Below are 19,554 nucleotides of genomic sequence, written 5' to 3' on the forward strand. Positions count from 1 at the left end.
GCCAAAAGCGCGCCGGGATGACGGGGAAAAGCGCGCCGGGATGATGGCGGGGCGAACGTCAGGCGATGTCGACGTCGATCGTCATGCCCGCCTTGCGGAGGCGGTCGGTGAGGGCGTCGCCCATGGCGGCGGCGGGGGTGAGGATGCCCGCCAGTTCGGAGAGCTGGTCGAAGGCCAGGGTGAGGCCGGATTCGCCGAGCATGACGGCGGTGGCGGCGTAGCCCGGATCGCCCTTGCCGGCGAAGGTGCACACGTACTTCGCGCCGGAGGTGGTGCGGGCGAAGGTGCGCATGGTGAACCAGCCGCTCTTGCGGGCCTTTTCGCTCGGGCCGGTGCCGGGCTTGGGGACCAGCCGGTCCAGCAGCCGGCGGCCGACGGCCACGCGGGAGAGCACCGCGCCCGCCGCCATGGTGGCGACGATGCCGCCGGCCATGCCCGCCGCGACCAGCGGTGCGGTGGCCGACTTACCCGCGCTCATGACCTCGCGGTAGCGGAAGTTCTTGCCGTACGGCCAGCCCAGCAGGCCATTGCTGCGGCGCACGATCTTGGTGTTGTGCGCGCCCATGATGAAGGTCGCCACCCAGCCGTCCAGGCTCGGATCGATATTCGACGCGCGCTCCAGGGCCTGATCGCTCTGGCGGCCGACATCGGGCTCCATGGCCTTGTCGGGGCTCAGCGAATACGGGTGCGACATGATCGCGCCCTTCTTCGGGTCCGCCGCAATGGCTTCCATCATGGCGCGGCCGGAATCGACGGTGCCGCCGCTCACGCCGCCCTTGAGCCAGGCCACCAGGGTGACATCGGTGAGCTCGCCGGTGTTGTCCTCGACGGTGCGCTTGTACAGCTGGTACACACTCAGATCCGACGGAATCGAGTCGTAGCCAGCGGAATTCACGATCTTCGCGCCGGTCTCGGCGGCCCGCTCGCCGAAACGGTCGATGCATTCGCGAATGAACAGCGGCTCACCGGTGAGATCGGCGTAGTGCGTACCGTTTTCGGCGCACGCCTCCACCAGCGGCAGCCCGTAGCGCAGGTACGGCCCCACCGTCGAGACGACGACCCTGGTCCGCGCGGCGAGCGCGTTCAGGCTCGCCTGATCGGTCGAATCGGCCTGTACCAGCGGCCAATTCCCGGCGCCCGGGCCGAGTTCGGCCCGCACCGCGGTGAGCTTCTCCAGCGACCGCCCGGCGAGGGCGATGCGCGCCCCGGCAGGGGCGGCCTCCGCCAGATACTCCGCCGTCAGCTTGCCGACGAAGCCTGTCGCGCCGAATAGCGCTAGGTCGAATTCCCTGTCAGCCATAGTGTTTCCCGTCCGGTGGGGTTACGCCTTTGCGGCGCGTTTACGAGTGGTCTTCTTCTTGGGGCCGGTGGTCGGCACGGGTGCGGGCCGGGTGGAGAGCCATTCCCGGTGTGCGCGACCGAGTTCGGTGACCGGATCGTCGCCGTACAGCCATTCGCGGGCGATGCGATGCCAATTGGCCGTCGCCTCCAGCTGACCCAGCACCCCGAAGGTGAGGAATTCCGCGCGGCGTGAGAACAGGTGCTCCGGCGGCAGGTTCTGCTGCTTCATGCCAGCGAACTCGCTGCCCCGCGGATCGACCGCCAGGATGAACGCGCCCGACGCCAATTCCGGTGTGATGGTGAGGTCTTCGTCCACCAGCGCCCATTCGCAGGCGGACAGCACGTACTCGAGGCACTCCTCGGGAGTGATCTCGTCGGGGGAGTCGATGACGCCGCGCTGCACCATCAGATCGCGCAATTCCTCCGCCCGATCCTCGGCCGCGGCGCGAATACAGGTGGCCTCGAATTCCACATGCTCCGGATCCATCCGGTTGTAGAGCCCGAAGTCCAGGAACGCCACCTTGCCGTCCGCACCGAGCAGCAGATTGCCCGGATGCGGGTCACCGCAGAACTCGTTGAAGGTGAACAGCGAACCGACATAGAAGCGGTAGATGATCTCGCCGATCCGATTGCGCTCCTCGGCGGGCAGCGCCCGGATGTCCCCGAAACTGCGGCCCGGGAAGTATTCGCTCACCAGCACCCGCTGCGAGGACAGCTCCGGCATGGTGTCCGGCACCACGATGAACGGATGCCCGCTGTACAGCGCCGCGATCTGCGACTGGGTGTTCGCCTCGGCGACGTAGTCGAGTTCGCTCTCCAGATTCAGCCGCAATTCGTCCAGCACGGCCGGGGTCACCCACGGCATGGCCGATTGCAGAATGCGCCGGAACATGGCCAGGTTCTTCAGGTCCGCGCGCACCGCGGCATCGATGCCCGGGTACTGCACCTTCACGGCAACGGTCCGGCCGTCGTGCAGTTTCGCCCGGTACACCTGGCCGATGGAGGCGGCCGCAATGGGTTCGGGTTCGAATTCGGCGAACACCTGCTCGAGGGTGCGGCCGTAGTCCTCCTCGATGACCGCGCGCATCACCTCGAAGGACACCGAGGGCGCGCTGTCGCGCAGTACGGCCAGCCGCCGCTGAAACCGTTCGCGATGCTCGGGCGGCACCAGATCGAAGTCGAGCACCGACAGCATCTGCCCGAGCTTCATGGCGACGCCCTTCATGGTGCCCAGCACCATGACCATCTGCTCGGTGGCTCGGATCATCGACTCCTCGGCCATCCGCTCGCGCACCGCCTCGGAGCGCCCGCGCATCGAGCGACGGGTCTTCTGCGCACGAATGGCATTACCGGCGACGGCCATTCCCAGCTTCGTCCCCCGCGTAAGCCTGGATGTGGGCAGCTCTTTCGCCATCAGTGATCCTCCATTGGAACCGGCGCCCCCATTGGTGCCGAAGCTGACGGGCACGCCGATGTGCCCGCCGGTGTCAGCCTAACCACATCTCGATCGTCCAGCCCAGGGCCCAAGCGGCCAGGAATTCATGCTGCGCTGGGTCAGGGCTTGTTTTCTGGGTCTGGCAACTGGTGCGGCCGGGAGTTGAACCAGGTGCGATCGCCGCCCGCGCGGACCATGCCCTCGATGGCGCTCCACGCCATCATGGTCAGGTAGTCGAGCATTTCCTCGCTGGACATGGTGCGGTTGGTGATCCACCAGTCCGTCGCCAGCTGCACGCCGCCGACCAGCACGTAGGCCCACAGCATGGCGCCCTCGGTCTGGACGTCCCGGCTGAAGGCCTTGTCGATGATGACCGCGGACACCACCTGCGCGAACAACTTCTCGAAGTCGGCCAGCGTGGAGGTGTCGGTCGACGCCCCGTTGCCCATGATGAACCGGTAGACGTCGGTATCGGCATCGACCGTGTGCACATACGCGGCGAGCGTATTGCGCACCAGCTGGTACTCGTCGAGATCGTCGCTGATGGCCTCGTAGATACGCGGCATGAGCGTGGTCTCGATGAACCGCTCCATGGTGGCCCGGGTCAGATCCTGCTTATCCGAGAAATACCGGTACAGCACGGTTTTGGAGACGCCGATCTCGGCGGCGATCTCATCCATGCCGGCATCGCCGCCGCGGGTGCGGATCGCGGCGAGGGTGCCGTCGACCAGCTCCTCCCGGCGATCGATCTTGTGCTGCTGCCAGCGCTTCTTGCGGCCGTCCACCCGTCCCGGTCGAGGGGGTGCGGCGTCGGCTCGCGCGCCGGCGTCGACGGCTCTTTGGGTGGACAGGGTGAACTCCCTACATGGCGTGTTGTGCTGGGCCTATTCAGCTTAAGCCTCGCACGGTCCCGATCGCGGACGTTCGGGACCGGCCCGGTGGCCGGGAGTAGGTTCGGGGAAGCAGCAGAATGGAACATATGGAGCAACCGACCGGCAGTGCCGGGGTCCTCGAATCGAGCGGGCGGTCGGCACAACCGGCCGCTTCACCAGGTGGAGCCTTCGCCGACCTGCTGGGTGATGAAGGCAAGGCCAAAGATCTCTGGCGGATGAAGGCCATTGCCACGGCCTTCCTCGCGGCCGCGACCCTGATCTATCTGATCTGCGCGTGGGCGCAATCACGTGGTCACGGTGGCGGCTGGGTCGGCTATGTGCGAGCCGCGTCCGAGGCGGGCATGGTCGGCGCCCTCGCCGACTGGTTCGCGGTGACGGCGCTGTTCCGGCATCCGCTGGGCCTGCCGATCCCGCACACCGCCATCATTCGCAAGAAGAAGGATCAGCTGGGCGCGGGGCTCGGCGATTTCGTGCGCACGAATTTCCTCTCACCCGATGTGGTTGTGGCGAAACTCAATTCCACCCAGATCTCGCTGCGCGTGGGCCGCTGGATGGCGGACCGCGAGCATGCCGAGCGGGTGGCGGAGGAGAGTTCCACCATCCTGCGGGCGGTGATCGGCGCCCTGCGTGACGAGGACGTCGAGCAGATCATCGACCAGACCATCGTCAAACGCATTGCCGAACCGCTCTGGGGTCCGCCGCTGGGCAAGGTCCTCAAGGAGCTGCTGGCCGACAACCGGCAGGCTCCGCTGCTGGATCTGCTGGCCGAGCGCGCCCATCAGTGGGCCCTCGATTCGCAGGAGACCATCGATCGCATCGTGAATCGAGACTCCCCGTCCTGGGCTCCGAAATTCGTGAATTCGCTACTGGCCGAACGTATTTACCGGGAGCTGGTGGAATTCACCTGGAAGGTTCGCACGCAGCCCGATCATGAGGTGCGGATGGCGGCCAATCGTTTTCTCGAGGATTTCGCGAACGATCTGCAATTCGACGATGCCATGATCAAGAAGGCGGAGCGGGTGAAGTCCGAGTTGATGGGCCGCGAGGAGATCACCGGACTGGCGCACGCGACCTGGCGCGCTGCCAAGCGGCTTATTCTGGAATCGGCGGACGATCCGAATTCGACGCTGCGCCGCAAGGTTGCGGAGAATGTGCAGCAATTGGGTGAACGGCTCTCGGCGGACCAGGGCATGCGCGACAAAGTGGACGGCTGGCTGGAGCGTGGCGTCCGCTATCTGGTCGCCAACTACGGCAGTGAGATCGCCACCCTGGTCAGCGATACCGTTGCCCGGTGGGATGCGGACGAGGCCAGTCGCAAGATCGAATTGGCCGCGGGTCGCGATCTGCAGTTCATCCGCATCAACGGCACGGTTGTCGGTTCGCTGGCCGGGCTTGTGATCTATGCCGTTTCAAATTTGCTGTTCCATGGCTGACGGGTTGCGCTAGCAGAGCGCTTGCAAGAGTTAGCACCCCCCTTTAGAATTGACCGCACAACCGCCGGAAGGTCAGTGATGACACACGATCCCGAGGTTCCCGAAAAGCTCGACGGCACGCAGACGGAGACGCCCGCTACCGACGAACGACCGGGCCGCGTAGCCAACGCGGCGCACGATATCGGGGGCTTCATCCGGGCGCAGCGCGAGATCGCACAGGTCTCCCTGCGTCAGTTGGCTCAACTGGCGGGGGTGAGCAATCCGTATCTCAGCCAGATCGAGCGCGGACTGCGGAACCCGTCCGCCGAGGTATTGGCGCAGATCGCAAAGGGTCTGCGGCTGTCCTCGGAGGTCTTGTACATGCGGGCCGGGTACCTCGAGCAGAGGGCACACGGACCGGTCCGGGATGCACTGCTCGCCGATACGGAAATCACCGAGCGGCAGAAGCAGGTCCTCCTGGACATCTATGAATCGTTCCGCCGGGAAAACGCGGTGAACGAGGACAGAGGGGACGCGACGGACCCGATGGGGGGCGTTCCGGGGGGAAATGAGGGCACCGCCCTTGGGGACAACGAGGTTCCGCACCGACCAACCGAAGTTCCGCCACGCCAGGAGAACGAACAGATATGACCGAAACGAACTTGACCACCACCGTCACCAAGCCGCTCTACGCGACCGTCGGTGCAGGTGACGCCATCTACGCGTCGGTTCTCGACACCGTCGAGAAGGTCCGCACCCGGGCCGCCGCCGTGGACGTCTCCGGCCGCGTCGAAGAGGCCCGCGAGCGCTTCGCCAACCTGCCCGCCGACCTGCAGGAGCAGGTCGAGGTCGTGCGCCAGCGCATCTCCGCGCTGCCGTCCGAACTGCCGGAGGACCTGGCCGAGCTGCGTGAGAAGGCCACCCCCGAAGAGCTGCGCAAGCTTGTCGATCAGTACTACCACCAGCTGATCGACCTGTACGCCGACCTGGCCGCCCGCGGCGAGGAGACCGTCGAGAAGCTGAAGGCCAACCCGACCTTCGAAGAGCGTTTCGAGCAGGTCGAGACCCTGTACACCGATCTGGTGACCCAGGCGCAGGATGTCTTCGGCAAGGTCTCCGACCAGGTCGCCCCGCTGCTGGGTGTCGCCAAGGATGCGGCCGCCGAGGTCGAAGAGGCCGTTGATGCCGAGGTCGTCGCCGTGACCACCGAGGCCGAGCCCGTCGTCGCTCCGGCTCCGGCCAAGAAGGCGCCCGCGAAGAAGGCTCCGGCCAAGAAGGCCGCCGCGCCTGCTGCCAAGAAGTAACGTCGCGCGTTCCCTCCGAACGTGAAACACCCTGTGGCTCCCGCACATTCACCGTGCGGGAGCCACGGTCGTCTGCGCGTCGGCAGGTGCCGGAATTGCGAGGTGACCGGCGGTTCCGGCGTCGCGAATCCATCGGAGCGCCGCCGGGCCAATTAGACTGTCAGGGGTGATGGGAATTCCCGGATTCATTTTGTCGGCCTTGTTGCTGTGCGAGCTCGGAATGGTGGTGTTCGCGCTGGTTCATGCGATACGCCAGCGCTCGGATGCCTTCCCTGCCGTGGACAAGCTGACCAAGCCGGTGTGGCTGGCGATTCTGGTCGCCTCGCTCGGCGGACTGCTGCTGACGCGGAACCCGGTGAACATCTTGAGCATTGCCGCGATCGTCGCCACGGGTGTCTATCTGGCCGATGTGCGGCCCAAAGTGGACGAGGTCCAGCGCGGCCCGCGCTGGTAGCGCAGACGTTGTATCAAGGCCGTCATTCCCGCTGGTCGGGGGTGGCGGCCGATTTTTTTCCGGTGTTGGACGTGCCCGTTCCGAGATCCACCGGTCTCCGAAATCAATGGGTGCTTGCACTAGCTAGCACGCTCCGGCAGGAGTTACTGTATCTAGCAGTAACACAAAGGAGTGTCCTATGCGGGCAACGCTGCCTACCAGAGCGGGCCTCACCCAGTGGGTCCAGAACCGGGTGCGAGCCCACCGTGCCGACCTGCGGACTCGGACCTACGCGAATGCGGATCTGAATCCGCCGGCCGGTCCGTACGAGGTTGTTCCGGTCACCACCGCCGACGGTGCGCACCTGCGGGTGCACGCCTACGGCCCCGCCGATGGCGATGTCCTCGTGCTGGTGCACGGCTGGACCTGCTGCCTCGAGTACTGGAACCCCCAGATCAATGCCTTCGCCGGTGACTACCGCGTCATCGCCTACGACGTGCGCGGGCACGGTGAGAGCGATCTGGGCACGGCCCCGCTCACCACCGATCTGCTCGCCGACGATCTCGAAGCCGTGCTCGATGCCGCCCTGCCGCCCGGCCGGCGCGCGGTCATCGTGGGCCACAGCCTCGGCGGCATGACCCTGCAGGCCTGGGCCGGGCGGTATCCGGAGCAGGTGCGGCGGCGCGCCCTCGCGGTACTGCTCACCAATAGTTCTGCGGGACAGCTCATTGCCGAGACCACGGTGCTGCCGTTCTACAACCGCGGCAAGTTGCGGCTGCCGTTCCTGGTGGGGCTGCTCGGTCTGAGCCTGCCCATTGCGTTCCCGCCGATCGCGCCGGTGAAGTGGATATTCCGCCGGCAGGTCATGAGTCTGGATTCGACCGGCGATATCGCCGAATTCGCGCAGAACATCGTGCGGTCCTGCCCGGCGCTGGTGCGCGCGCGGTTCGGCACGCTGCTGTCGCATCTGGATGTGGGGCGCGGTGCGGCGAATCTGACCGTGCCGACCTCCGTCATCGCGGGTTCCGCCGATTTCATGACGCCGGTGGTGCACGCGGAGCGGATCGCCGAATTGCTCACCGAGGCGGGCAGTCTGGACGGTTTTCACATTCTGCCGACCGGTCATCTCGGCAATGTCGAGGCCTACCGGGAATTCAACGACGAACTCGCGCGGGTGGCCGGCACTGCGTTCGGAACGGCGCAGCGGGTCGTCGGCGCCTGAACCGGGCGGGTGTTTCTCACCGCAGGATGTGTCGTAGAACACAGCTATAACCCGACTTCCGTGCGGTGAACGTGAATGCCGTTGCGACGGAACGGGTATCCCGGAAGAAGGGCCGCAGGCGGCGGATCGAAAAATATCTGCCGCTTGCACTAGCAAGCACTACAGCTAGCGCGGTAGTGTGCCCTGGAACACAAAGGAGTGCTCATGCTGGTGAAGCTGCCCGAGGCGGGCGCAGACATGGTGACCGCCCCCTTCCGCGCCGGACTCCGGTCCCGCATCTACGAGACCGCGTCGCTGAATACTCCGCGACCGGCCGACATCATCCCGGTCACCACCCGTGACGGCGCTCGCCTGCGGGTGCACGCCTACGGACCCGCCGAGGGTGAGGTCATCGTGCTGGCGCACGGCTGGTCCTGTGCCATCGAATACTGGAACCCGCAGATCAACGCGTTCGCCGGGGAATACCGGGTGTACGCCTACGATCAGCGCGGCCACGGCGAAAGCGAAAGCGGCCGCAGGGCTTTCGGCGCCGACCAGCTCGCCGACGACTTCTCCGATGTCCTGGACGCGGTGCTGCGCCCGGGTCAGCGCGCGACGCTGGTCGGGCACAGCATGGGCGGCATGACCATTCAGGCATGGGCGCAGCGGTACCCGCATCAGGTCGCGCAGCGGGCCGCCGCGGTACTGCTGGCCACCACCGCGGCGCGGCGAATCCCCAACCGCGCCACCGTGCTTCCGGTCTTCAATGATCTGATTCCGGCGCCGGACTGGCTGTCGCTGGCGCTGTTCGGCACCCCGCTGCCGCTGCCCGGTGGCCGTGCCGTGCGACTGATCGCCAAGCACCGGCTGTGCAATGCCGCCGCCACCGCCGATGAGGTCGATTTCGGTATGTCGATCGTCCGGTCCTGCCGTCCGTCGACCCGCGCCGCGGTCGCCCGCAGCCTGCTGCACCTCGACTTGCACGGCGCCGCAGCTCATTTGACGGTGCCGACCAGTGTGGTCGCCGGTTCCTACGACAAGCTGCTGCCGGAGGAGCACTCCCGCGAAATCGCCGATACCCTGGCCGATTCCGGATATCTCGACCGCTACCTCATCCTGCCCACCGGTCACCTGGTGAACATCGAGGCCGCGGATGCCTTCAATGCCGAACTCGCCCGGGTCATCCGGGCGGGCCGCCGCGGGATGGTCGCCGCCGCGGGCTGATACCTATTTCCAGAAGAAACCGAAGCGCCCCCTTCCCCAATGACGTGGAAGGGGCGCTTCGGCTTTGGCAGGGGTCGTCGGCTCAGGAGAAGACGACGGTGCGGCGGCCGTGCACCAGAATGCGGCCCTCGAGATGCCAGCGCAGGCCACGAGCCAGCACCACGCGTTCGATATCGCGGCCCTGACGCACCATGTCGTGCACGGTGTCGGCGTGGTCGATGCGGGTGACGTCCTGTTCGAGAATCGGTCCCGCGTCGAGCTCCGGGGTCACGTAGTGGCAGGTCGCGCCGATCAGCTTCACACCGCGGGCGAAGGCCTGGTGGTACGGGCGCGCGCCCACGAAGGACGGCAGGAAACTGTGGTGGATATTGAGCGCCTTGCCCGCCCAGTGCTCGCACAGCTCCCGGGGCAGCACCTGCATGAACCGGGCCAGCACCACCGCGTGCGGATCGTGCGCGTCGACCAGTTCGCGCACCTGCTCGAAGGCGGGCCCGCGTTCGGCCGGGTCCTTCGGGAACGGCACGTAGTGAAACTTGACGCCGTGTGCCTCGGTCATGCCCGCGAGGTCGGGGTGGTTGCCGATGACGGCCTCGATGGTGGCGGGCAGTTCCCCGCTGCTCGCGCGGCCCAGCAGATCGTGCAGGCAGTGCCCGTCCTTGCTGACCAGCAGCACCGCGCGGCGGCGCTCACCCGAATCGTGCACCTGCCATTCGGTTTCCGGGCCCAGTTCGGCGGCGACGGCGGTGAACCGCTCGCGCAGTTCGTCGAGTCCGAACGGAACGGTGCCGGCCTTGATGGCCTGCCGGGTGAAGAACCAGCCGATATCCGGATCGGAGTGGTAGCCGGCCTCCACGATCGACCCGCCGAAATCGGCGATGAACGAGGTGATGCGGGCGATGATGCCGGGACGGTCCGGGCAGCCCAGGGTCAGCACGTAACGACGATCATCGAGGTCGCCAGGGGTGGAGCTCATGGCATTGATGATCTCAGCAGCCACGATGCCGCCTGAGGCAGGGGCACGAGCTCAGAGTTCATAGAACGGATCGGCGTAGCGGAATTCGCCCTTGATCTCGGTGTCGAACGCGGTGAGCGGGCGGATCTGGAAGTGCGAGGTCCAATCGGACTGATCGGGCACGATGCCGAGGCGCGGGCCGGGGGCGAAGCCGAAGCGGGGGTAGTAGTCGAGGTGGCCGACGAGGCCGACCAGCGGCTCGTCCAGGGCATCGGCGGCGCCGAGGACGGCGTGCATGAGGGCGGAACCGACGCCGCCGGCCTGTGCGTCGGCGCGGACGCCGATCGGCCCGAGCGCGAGCACCGGGAACGGGCCGACCGCGGCCCGGGTGAGGCAGACGTGACCGACGATGTCGTCGTGCAGTTCGGCCACCATGGACAGGGTCGGCATCCAGCCGGAGTGATCACGCAGCCGCCGGACCAGATCGACCTCGGGTGGTTCGGGGCGGGTGGTGGCATGGTCGAATCGATGCCCGCTGCCCGCGTTCGCGTAGTGGTCGGCGAAGGCGCTGCGATGCACCGCATCGATCGCGGCGAGGTCGCTGGTTCGTTCACGACGGATCAGCACAGGTACGAGTGTGCGCGACAGCGGTGGCGGCCCGCAATGGAATTCGCCACCTGTATGCCAAACTCACCGCTCATGACAGAGATTTCTCGTCGAGACGTGGCCGCGATGATCGACCACACCCTGCTGGCGCCGGAAGCGACCGGTCAGGACGTCGACGCGCTGATCGAAGAGGCGCGTGAGCTGGGCGTGCTGGCGATCTGCGTCTCGCCGTCCATGCTGCCGGTGCGGGCGCCCGGCCTGGTGGTGGCGACCGTCGCGGGTTTTCCGTCCGGCAAACATCATTCGCTGGTGAAGGGCGCGGAGGCCCGGCTCGCGGTCGATCAGGGCGCGAACGAGGTGGATATGGTGATCGATATCGCCGCCGCCCGCACCGGCGACTACAACGCGGTGCTCGCCGACATCATCACCGTGCGCGAGTCCATGGGGGACCGGGCCGTGCTCAAGGTGATCATCGAATCGGCGACGCTCAGCGATGAGCAGATCGTGGGCGTGTGCCGGGTCGCCGAACAGGCGGGCGCGAATTTCGTGAAGACCTCCACCGGTTTCCATCCGGCGGGCGGTGCCAGTGCGCACGCGGTGCGGCTGATGGCGGAGACGGTCGGCGGGCGGCTCGGGGTCAAGGCCAGCGGCGGTATCCGCACCGCGGCGGCGGCGGCGGAGATGATCGCCGCCGGCGCCACGCGGTTGGGACTGTCGCGTTCTCGTGAAGTGCTGCAGGGGTTTCCGGCCTGAGCCGCTCGACGCTCAGCAGGTGATGTTCTGCGTCTTGCCGTTGTTGTCGGGGGCCTGCAGGGTGGTGGGGCCGCCCTGCAGGCTGACCTTCAGCCCGTCCTGGGTGACCGCCACACCGGTGGGCTTCAACCCCATCGGGTAGGTCTGCAGGCTCTGCGTCATGAGATCCACGATGCCCGAGACCAGATCGGTGGGCAGGCCGATGCCGAGGAACGACGCCGACATGGTCTCGACCTCGACCTTGTCGCCGACAACCTTCGGCTTGACCTGCAATTGGGCCAGCCCGCCCAGCACGGTGAAGCTCAGCGTGCCTGCCGAGGGATCGGAGGCGGCCGCGGATACCAAGCCGCCCAACGTCTTCACGATGCCGTCATTGCTCCAGGTGACCTGGGCCTCGGAGCTGCCGATGGTGCCGCCGGCCTTACCACCGTCCTGCAGTTCGATGTCGTGGAAGGTGGCGTGCACGGTCATGCCGACCGCCGGGCCGAACTTGGTGTCGTCGCTGTCCACCGTCACCGAGCCGACCTTGTTGTCGATCATGGTGAGCAGCATGGGTTTCGCGCCGAACGATACGTCGATCTTGGAACCCATCTGCTGTTCGAACTGCGAACTGATGCAGTTGCCCACCTTGTTTCGGGCATACGCCTCACCACCGGCCAGTGCGCCGACCACGACCAGCACCAGCACCAGGCCGATCACGACGAACAGGGTCCGGCGACTGCGGCGGTTACCGGGCGAACCACCTTGTCCGCCTCCCGTATTCGCGGTGGGCGGCGGTGTGAACGGCGGCTGCTGCCCGCCGCCGGGGATCGATCCGGCGCCCGCCGCATAGGCGGCGGCCTCGCCCGGGCTGAGCGCCTCCGTGTCGTGGTTGCCGAGCACCGCGGTCGGCTGAGGGCCGGTGTTCTGGGCTCCGACCTGCGCGGTTTCGCCCTGCCACCATTCGGCGGGCGGTGGCCCCTGGGCCGCGCCTCGGTCGTGGATTACCTGGGTGGCGTCGTCGTGCAGCACCTGGGTGGCGTCGGACGACCCGCCCGCACCCGCCGGATAGGGCGCACCGCCGATGACCTCGGTCGGCGGTTCACCGGCCGGAGGTGTGCCGGGCTGTTTGCCGAGTTCGGCTGCGCCGCCGGGGATCCCGTAATTGGCAGCGCCGGGGTGTTCGGCCGCGGTGCCGTCCGCGCGCACCGCGTCGGTTTCCGGGGGGACGTTCTTGGCGTCGTCCGAGGTGGGGTTCGAACTCATGGCCGCGATTCTTCCCGAGCTTTCTGTGTGAGTTCTGTGCTTCTCATGAGGTGTCGGCACACACCCGGCGGAATGTGACATAACACACAGATGGTCGGCGTAGCCTGAGTGCATGGCTGGGATTCCCGCAGCGGAGCCGGACCCGGAACACGGCTGGCAGGCGCTACAAGAGTTGGCCGGTCGGCACGCCGGGTATTTCACCACCCGTCAGGTGCTGCACACCGGCTGTGAGTCCCATATCCGAGACGGGTTGCGGGACGGTTCGGTGGTCCGGGCCGGTGTCGGTTTGCTGCGCCTCGGGCGCTGGCCGGACGGGCCGCTCGACGAGTACGCCATGTGGTCGGCCTGGTTCGACGGTGCGGCCGCCGTATCCCATCACAGTGCCGCTGAACTGCACGGACTCGGACGGCTGCGGCCGCGCTTCGTTCATATGTCGGCGCGGATCGGCCGCTTCCCGCTCTCACCCCGCCTGGTGGTACTGCGGCGGAGTTTCGCCCGCAAGGATGTGGAGTCGGCGGGCACCTTCCTGGTGACGACGCCGCTGCGCACCGTGCTGGATCTGGCCGAGGCCGGGATCGGGCAGACGGCGCTCGACGAGGTCGTCGCCGATGCGGTGGCCATTCATCGCTGTGCGCGCGCCGAAATCCGTTCCGCCAGTACGGCACTCCCGCCCGTGACCGCCGCCCGGCTGCACCGCGCGCTCACTCGTGTCTGAATTCCGCCGATGTGCCCCGCGGATTATGCGCCCGTTCTGCGACGTTCGAGTTTTGCGCGGCCCTGTTTCGTGGCAGGGTGACTGATCATGGGGATGGTCCGCGATGGCATGTGGGATCTGGCTTTTCCACCCGGACCGCCCGAAAGAATGGCGGAGATGGTGTCGGCGGCGGTGGTCGCGGACGCCGTGCGGCGCTATGACGCCGATCTCGCGCAATCGGTGGAGACCAGCCGGGATTGGCGGCACGGGCATCGCCGCGTCTTCCGGGGGATCACCGCGCTGGCGGTGAGCTCGCCCCGGGTATCGCTCGGAATCGCCACCGACGGGCTGCATTCGGTGCGCACCGTGCTGCGCTTCGCCGCCGGGCGCACCGTCACCTCGCTGGAGGACGCCGATATGTCGGCGCCCGGCAAGGGGGCGGGGCTCGACACCGAGACGGTCACCGGAACCGGCACGCCGACAGCACGATTGGAAGTGCCCTGGCGCGGGCGAGTGCTGGCCGCGGACGAATTGCGGCGGCAACTGGCCGAATGGGAAGACCGCGGCATCTTCGAACCGGGTTTCGTGGCCGCGGTACAGCGCGTGATCGACCATCCGGAGTGGTTGCGGCTGCCCGGATTCCGGCTGACGGTGATCGGGGCGGCGGCGGAGCTGAGCCCGCTGCGACCGCTGCTGGCTTGGGGCGCGGAGGTGCTCGCGGTCGATCGGCCCGGACGGGCGCGCTGGGATCGGCTGCGCGCCCAGGCTCGCGCCGGCGCCGGGGCCATGTCCTTTCCCACGGCGGCTGCCGGTCCGGGTGTGGATATCACCAGATACCTTCCGGCGCTGACGCACTGGATCGCCGCGCACACCGATGCCCGTCCGGCGCTCGGCCTGTACGCGGGCCTGCCCGGTGCGGCCGGTCTGCGCATTGCCGCCGCCTCCGATGTACTCGCCGAATCCCTGCTGCGCGAGCATCCGGACGCCGCGCTGGCACTACTCGGCTCGCCGACCGACTGCTACGCCGTCCCGGAATCGATCGTGCTCGCCGCCCGGGAACAGCTGGACCGCCGCGGAATTCGCGGCACCACCCAGGATGTGCTGCACCGACTGGCCCCGAACTCGCTGTACCGCTTGAACTATCTGCGCCCCGTCCTGGACGCGGAGGGATCGCGCTGGGGCCTGTTCGACAACCTGCCCTACCTGAGCGGCCCGGATTACGCCCTCGCCCAGCGCCTCCCACGCTGGCGCGCCGTCCTGGCCCACTCCACCGGCCACACCGTCTCCTACACGGTGGCCCCGCCCACCTGGAACTCCGCGGTCCACGAAAACCCCTGGCGCGCCGCCGCATACCGGGCCGCCACCCACTTCGGCATCGAGGTCTTCGAAGCCGCGACCGCCCGTGTCCTATTGGCCGCCAAGCTGGTCGCCGACCTGATGACACCGGTGGACTCACCCGCAGGCACGCCGGAGACCGCCGACGGCTCGAGCGAAACTGCCGATGGCCCAAGAAATCCGGAGACGCTGTTCACCGACGGTGCAGCCCACGGCGGTCTCTGGCGCCAGCCCTTCACCCCCCGCTCCCTCCTGGCCCCCGCAGCGGTATCCGGTTCCCTGCAAGCACTTCGGGACCGAGTCGGCTCCGCCCTCGACCTCGACGACTGATCAGCCCCCCTGGTGGGGGAGGGGTGCGACAGCTGACCAGGGGATGGTGAGTTGGTTGTCGCGGAGGCGGCGGCGCTGGGGGTGGAGGGGGAAACCCTGCTGGCGCAAGAGGTCTGCGGCGTGGCGCCAGCGGGCGCGGGGGCCGTAGGGGGCGAGGGGGGCGGCGTGGGACCAGGCGCGGTCGGCGGCGGTGAGGAGGGTGTGGATGGGTTCGCCGGGGATATTGCGGTGGATGAGGGCTTTGGGGAGGCGTTCGGCGAGGTCCGAGGGTTCCTCGACGGTGAAGGGGTCCCAGGCCAGGGTGAGGGTGCGGGGGCCGGTGCGGTCCAGCAGGATCCAGGCGCAGCGGCGGCCGAGTTCATCGCAGGTGCCGTCGAGCAGCAGGCCGCCGGGGGCGAGGCCGGACAGGATGGTCGACCAGGCTTCGGGGACAGCCGATTCCGGATACTGGCGCAGCACATTGAAGGCGCGCACCAGGATCGGCCGCAGTCCCGCCAGTTCGAATCCGCCGCGGGCGAAGGTGACCCCGTCCTGTCCGGGGACAACCCGCTCCGGATCGATTTCCAGGCCGACCACGCGCAGATCCGCGCGCACGGTCCGTAGTCGTGCCGCCATTTCCAGGGTGGTGACCGGACTCGCGCCGTAGCCGAGGTCGACTACGAGCGGATCGTCCGCATTCAGCAATCGTTCGGCGACCGTCGCATCGTGCGCGAGCCATCGATCCCCGCGGCGCAGCCGGTTGATGCCGGTGGTGCCGCGGGTGATGGTGCCGATCGGTTTGATCAGCCGACGGGGTGCTGCTGATCCAGCCAGAGCTTCGTCACCTCGGCCTCGGCTCGGAACAGGTCGATCAGGTTCACCAGCATGAGCTGTTCGAGCTTGCGTCCGAGGAACGGGAGCTGCACATGCGCCTCCGAGGAGGTGCGCAGGGTGCAGCCGGTATCGGTGGGGAACAGCCGCATGGTGCCGTTCAGGGTGCCCGGCCCGCCGGGCATGAAAGTGGTGTATTCGCCGGTCACCTCGGGTCTGAAGGCCCCGTACTTCTCGGTGCGGGTGATCACCATGTCCTTGCGCATGACGGCCTGTGCGAGGTCTGGCAGGCTCTCTCGCGGCAGCACGTGGCGGGTTTCGACCTCTATCCCGGAATCACCGGATTCGAGGCGGACGAGGTCGTTGGGGGAGTGTTTCCGCATCTCCTCGATCCGCGCGTCCCAGTGGTCGCGGTTCATGAGCGCCGCGTACACCTCTTTGGTGGTGTGCAGCGGATAGCGCGCGGAATAGTCGAGTCGGCGGGGCACGATCGGTCAGGTTACTGCCGTGCGGGCCGTGTCAGTGCGAACTCAGCCAATTGTCGGTGAACTCGGCCTCGCGTGCGAGCAGTTCGGTCAGGTGTTCCTGGATGGCGGCTTCGATCTTGCGGCCGAAGAGCGGGATCTTCACCTCGATCACGGCGTCCACCACGTAGGCGGAGCCGGTGCCCGAATCGCTGACGGTCAGGGTGCCGTTCACGCTGGCCGGTACGCCGTCCACGCGCGCTTCGACGGTGCCGCCGCTGCCGTTCCAGGTCTCGATGCGCGGGATCACCAGATCGCCCGGGCGCACCGCGGTGACCTGAGCGGGCAGTTCGGAGGCCGGAATCGCCTGGATCATCTCCACCCGGACCTGGTCGCCGGAGATGGACAGCGATTCGATGCGGGCGTTGGGCCCGCCGACGGCCTCGATCCGGTCCTTCCAGTACTGCTCGTTCGAGAAGGCAGCGCGCACGGCGGCGGTGGAATGGGTCGATTGCCCAGTGAAGGCCAGAGGTGTCGCCATGGTCGGACAGGCTACCGTCTGTGCCTGTGCGTACAACTGGGGTGGTGTCCTTCGACGACGTGCGGGACCGGCTCGCCGGGACCGGCGCGAGCCTGCGGGCCGCGGTGCCGCTGGCGGAGCTGACGACGCTGCGGGTGGGCGGTCCCGCGATCGTCGCGGAGTGTGCGAGCACCGAATCGCTGGTGGCGACCGTGCGAGAGCTGGACGCGGCCGGAATTCCGGTGCTGCTCATCGCCGGTGGCTCCAATCTGCTGATCGCCGACGACGGTTTCCCGGGCGTGGTCGTCCGCATCGCCACGACCGCCGTCGAGATCGGCGACGGCTTCGTGACCGCGGCGGCGGGTGCGAATTGGGATGCGGTGGTGGCGACTTCGGTCGAGGCGGGCTACGGCGGTCTCGAATGCCTGTCCGGCATACCGGGTTCCGCCGGCGCCACGCCGGTGCAGAACGTCGGCGCCTACGGTGTGGAGGTCGCCTCGCTGCTGCGCCGGGTGCGGCTGCTGGATCGTGCGAGCGGTGAGATTCGCTGGGCTGAACCGGGCGAGCTCGGATTCGGTTATCGCACTTCGGTGTTGAAGCACAGTTCGGCAGCGGTGGTACTGGCGGTCGAATTCGCGCTGCGCGGCGATGGTTCCAGCGCACCGCTGGGCTATCGGGAGCTGGCGGCCGCGCTGGGTGCGCAGGAGGGGGAATCCCGTCCGGCCGCGCCGGTGCGGGCCGAGGTGCTGCGGCTGCGGGCGAGCAAGGGCATGGTGCTCGATCCGGGCGACCACGACACCTGGAGTGCCGGATCGTTCTTCACGAACCCGGTGGTTCCGGACAGCGACGCGGCGGCGGTGCGTGAGGCGATCGCCACACATGTCGGTCCCGATGTGGCGGTGCCCACCTGGCCGGTCGAGGGCGGGGTGAAGTTCTCCGCGGGTTGGCTCATCGAGCGCGCCGGGTTCGCCAAGGGCTATCCGGATGCGGCGGCTCCGGCACGGCTGTCCACCAAACACACTTTGGCACTGACCAATCGGGGCGCGGCCTCCGCGGAAGACCTGGCGGTATTGGCGCGGACCGTTCGCCAGGGAGTTGCTGAACGGTTCCGAATCCACCTGGAACCGGAACCTGTCACAGTGGGAGTCACGCTGTAGGGGTGGCGGGGACCACGGTTTCGGCGGCTGGAGGTGTCGGTTTGCCCAGGTAACCTCGAGCGGGTGAGCAATCGAGGATTCCCGGTCCGGCGGGCAGCCGCTGTCATGGCCGCGCTGCTGGCGGTGGTGGCGCTGGTGGCCGGATGCACGTCCGACAAGGGCGGCGGCACCCCCGACAAGCCGGCCGTTCCCGCCGCCAAGGTGACCACAACCCCTGGTGACGGCACACAGAACGTCAACCCCACCGCCCCGGTCTCGGTCTCGGTGACCCAGGGCCGCATCGATCAGGTGGCGCTGACCAATCCGAACGGTAAGCAGGTCACCGGCGAGCTCGCCCCCGACCACAGCAAGTTCACCGTCACCGAACCGCTCGGGTACGGCGTCACCTACAGCTGGTCCGGTACCGCCACCGGCACCGACGGCAAGCCGGTGCCGATCGAATCCAAGTTCACCACCGTCACCCCCAAGAACCAGGTGTCGGCGACGATCAATATCGCCGACAACCAGGAGGTCGGCATTGCCGCGCCGATCATCCTGCAGTTCAACTCGCATATCGACAACAAGGCGGCCGTCGAGAAGGCGCTGACCGTCACCACCACCCCCGCGGCCGAGGGTTCGTGGGCCTGGCTGCCCGATTCCAACGGCGGCTCCCGCGCGCACTGGCGGCCCCGCGAGTACTGGCAGCCCGGCACCACCGTGCATGTGGGCGCCAAGCTCTACGGTCTCGATATGGGTGAGGGCGCCTTCGGCACCGCCGATATCACCTCCGACTTCAAGATCGGCCGTTCGCAGATCGTGCGGGCCGTGGCCACCAGCCACCGCATGCAGGTCATCCGCGACGGGCAGACCGTGGTCGATATTCCGGTCAGCTACGGCGAGGGCAATGAGGATCGCAATGTGACTCGCTCCGGCGTCCACGTGGTGACCGAGAAGTACGAGGATTTCGTCATGTCGAATCCGCCGTTCTACACGAATGCGCGCGAGCGCTGGGCGGTGCGCATCTCCAATAACGGCGAGTTCATCCACGCGAACCCGGAATCGATTTCCGCACAGGGCAATTCCAACGTCACCAACGGCTGCATCAATCTCAGCCCGAGTGATGCCCAGGCCTTCTTCCCGACCGCGCTCTACGGTGATCCGGTGGAGGTGACCGGCACCCGCATCAATCTCTCCGCGGCGGACGGCGACCTCTACGACTGGACCATCGACTGGGATACCTGGAAGAGCATGTCGGCGCTGCAGGCCGATCCGGCCACCGTGGTCTCCGCGGCTCCGGTCGCCCCGCAGGCGCCGGGCGGCGCCGCCCCGACCACACCGGGCGCTCGCTGACCTTCCGATAGTCACAGCACGTCCGGATAGTCACAGCACGTCCGGATAGTCACCGAACGGCGCAGGCACTCCACCGGGAGCGCCTGCGCCGCTTCCGTCTGCGCACGTGTTGTCGC

General features: G+C 67.6%; 20 protein-coding genes. 11 read left to right on the forward strand and 9 right to left on the reverse strand.

The window, feature by feature from the left end:
• Positions 1-58: 58 nt before the first annotated feature.
• The 3 genes from ABZX86_RS32790 to ABZX86_RS32800 all read right to left on the reverse strand — a co-directional run bounded on the left by ABZX86_RS32790 (position 59) and on the right by ABZX86_RS32800 (position 3,561).
• Positions 59-1,300 carry a saccharopine dehydrogenase NADP-binding domain-containing protein gene (locus tag ABZX86_RS32790; RefSeq protein ID WP_355129125.1) on the reverse strand — a complete coding sequence of 414 codons (1,242 nt, stop codon included), beginning with the start codon at positions 1,298-1,300 and terminating at the stop codon, positions 59-61.
• 21 nt (positions 1,301-1,321) lie between these two features.
• Positions 1,322-2,755, reverse strand: a complete 1,434-nt coding sequence (locus ABZX86_RS32795) for an AarF/ABC1/UbiB kinase family protein (protein ID WP_355129127.1) — start codon at positions 2,753-2,755, stop codon at positions 1,322-1,324.
• A gap of 140 nt (positions 2,756-2,895) precedes the next feature.
• A complete protein-coding gene (locus ABZX86_RS32800; protein ID WP_327142489.1) occupies positions 2,896-3,561 on the reverse strand; it encodes a TetR/AcrR family transcriptional regulator in 666 nt (221 codons plus the stop codon).
• Between the two features lie 323 nt (positions 3,562-3,884).
• Here ABZX86_RS32800 and ABZX86_RS32805 point away from each other — a divergent pair, with 323 nt between their 5' ends.
• The 6 genes from ABZX86_RS32805 to ABZX86_RS32830 all read left to right on the forward strand — a co-directional run bounded on the left by ABZX86_RS32805 (position 3,885) and on the right by ABZX86_RS32830 (position 9,243).
• Complete coding sequence (locus tag ABZX86_RS32805; RefSeq protein WP_355129368.1) at positions 3,885-5,102, forward strand: DUF445 family protein; 1,218 nt, start codon at positions 3,885-3,887, stop codon at positions 5,100-5,102.
• 78 nt (positions 5,103-5,180) lie between these two features.
• Entirely contained in the window at positions 5,181-5,732 is a 552-nt protein-coding gene (locus ABZX86_RS32810) for a helix-turn-helix transcriptional regulator (protein ID WP_355129129.1), read from the forward strand.
• Positions 5,729-6,385, forward strand: coding sequence for a heparin-binding hemagglutinin (locus ABZX86_RS32815; RefSeq protein WP_355129131.1), 657 nt, complete (start codon positions 5,729-5,731; stop codon positions 6,383-6,385). Before ABZX86_RS32810 ends, ABZX86_RS32815 begins: the two co-directional genes overlap by 4 nt.
• A 169-nt stretch (positions 6,386-6,554) precedes the next feature.
• Entirely contained in the window at positions 6,555-6,839 is a 285-nt protein-coding gene (locus ABZX86_RS32820; RefSeq protein ID WP_327146764.1) for a DUF2516 family protein, read from the forward strand.
• 178 nt (positions 6,840-7,017) lie between these two features.
• Positions 7,018-8,040: an alpha/beta fold hydrolase gene (locus tag ABZX86_RS32825; RefSeq protein WP_355129133.1), complete on the forward strand. Its 1,023-nt coding sequence runs from the start codon at positions 7,018-7,020 to the stop codon at positions 8,038-8,040.
• A 204-nt stretch (positions 8,041-8,244) separates the two neighbouring features.
• On the forward strand, positions 8,245-9,243 hold the full coding sequence (locus ABZX86_RS32830; protein ID WP_355129135.1) for an alpha/beta hydrolase: 999 nt from the start codon (positions 8,245-8,247) through the stop codon (positions 9,241-9,243).
• A gap of 82 nt (positions 9,244-9,325) precedes the next feature.
• On the opposite strand, the gene purU is transcribed toward ABZX86_RS32830, so the two are convergent.
• Both purU and ABZX86_RS32840 read right to left on the reverse strand, forming a co-directional pair.
• Positions 9,326-10,216 (reverse strand): formyltetrahydrofolate deformylase, encoded by an 891-nt coding sequence (purU, locus tag ABZX86_RS32835; RefSeq protein WP_355129370.1) that lies wholly within the window; start codon positions 10,214-10,216, stop codon positions 9,326-9,328.
• A 51-nt stretch (positions 10,217-10,267) separates the two neighbouring features.
• Entirely contained in the window at positions 10,268-10,822 is a 555-nt protein-coding gene (locus ABZX86_RS32840) for an N-acetyltransferase (protein ID WP_355129137.1), read from the reverse strand.
• Between the two features lie 72 nt (positions 10,823-10,894).
• On the opposite strand from ABZX86_RS32840, the gene deoC reads away from it, so the two are divergent.
• The gene (deoC, locus tag ABZX86_RS32845; protein WP_355129139.1) at positions 10,895-11,554 is read left to right on the forward strand and encodes a deoxyribose-phosphate aldolase; all 660 of its coding nucleotides are present in this window, start codon (positions 10,895-10,897) and stop codon (positions 11,552-11,554) included.
• Between the two features lie 12 nt (positions 11,555-11,566).
• Here the strand turns inward: deoC and ABZX86_RS32850 are convergent, their stop codons facing one another.
• Positions 11,567-12,799 (reverse strand): LmeA family phospholipid-binding protein, encoded by a 1,233-nt coding sequence (locus ABZX86_RS32850; RefSeq protein WP_355129141.1) that lies wholly within the window; start codon positions 12,797-12,799, stop codon positions 11,567-11,569.
• A gap of 112 nt (positions 12,800-12,911) precedes the next feature.
• Between ABZX86_RS32850 and ABZX86_RS32855 the strand changes: the two genes are divergently transcribed.
• Positions 12,912-13,514, forward strand: a complete 603-nt coding sequence (locus tag ABZX86_RS32855; RefSeq protein WP_327142480.1) for a type IV toxin-antitoxin system AbiEi family antitoxin domain-containing protein — start codon at positions 12,912-12,914, stop codon at positions 13,512-13,514.
• An 87-nt stretch (positions 13,515-13,601) separates the two neighbouring features.
• Positions 13,602-15,158: a hypothetical protein gene (locus ABZX86_RS32860; protein WP_355129143.1), complete on the forward strand. Its 1,557-nt coding sequence runs from the start codon at positions 13,602-13,604 to the stop codon at positions 15,156-15,158.
• Here the strand turns inward: ABZX86_RS32860 and ABZX86_RS32865 are convergent, their stop codons facing one another.
• From ABZX86_RS32865 to ABZX86_RS32875, 3 genes are read right to left on the reverse strand one after another with little or no spacing between them, the layout of a single operon-like run.
• The gene (locus tag ABZX86_RS32865) at positions 15,159-15,971 is read right to left on the reverse strand and encodes a class I SAM-dependent methyltransferase (protein ID WP_355129372.1); all 813 of its coding nucleotides are present in this window, start codon (positions 15,969-15,971) and stop codon (positions 15,159-15,161) included.
• A complete protein-coding gene (locus ABZX86_RS32870; RefSeq protein WP_355129145.1) occupies positions 15,941-16,456 on the reverse strand; it encodes a DUF2505 domain-containing protein in 516 nt (171 codons plus the stop codon). Before ABZX86_RS32870 ends, ABZX86_RS32865 begins: the two co-directional genes overlap by 31 nt.
• Before the next feature lie 31 nt (positions 16,457-16,487).
• Positions 16,488-16,973: a DUF2505 domain-containing protein gene (locus ABZX86_RS32875; protein WP_355129147.1), complete on the reverse strand. Its 486-nt coding sequence runs from the start codon at positions 16,971-16,973 to the stop codon at positions 16,488-16,490.
• A gap of 92 nt (positions 16,974-17,065) precedes the next feature.
• Here ABZX86_RS32875 and ABZX86_RS32880 point away from each other — a divergent pair, with 92 nt between their 5' ends.
• Together ABZX86_RS32880 and ABZX86_RS32885 are read left to right on the forward strand one after the other, a co-directional pair.
• Positions 17,066-18,109: a UDP-N-acetylmuramate dehydrogenase gene (locus tag ABZX86_RS32880; RefSeq protein WP_355129374.1), complete on the forward strand. Its 1,044-nt coding sequence runs from the start codon at positions 17,066-17,068 to the stop codon at positions 18,107-18,109.
• A gap of 105 nt (positions 18,110-18,214) precedes the next feature.
• Entirely contained in the window at positions 18,215-19,438 is a 1,224-nt protein-coding gene (locus ABZX86_RS32885; protein WP_355129376.1) for an Ig-like domain-containing protein, read from the forward strand.
• The last annotated feature ends 116 nt before the right edge of the window (positions 19,439-19,554 follow it).

It is taken from the genome of Nocardia sp. NPDC006630, from assembly GCF_040611495.1.
Lineage (GTDB): Bacteria > Actinomycetota > Actinomycetes > Mycobacteriales > Mycobacteriaceae > Nocardia.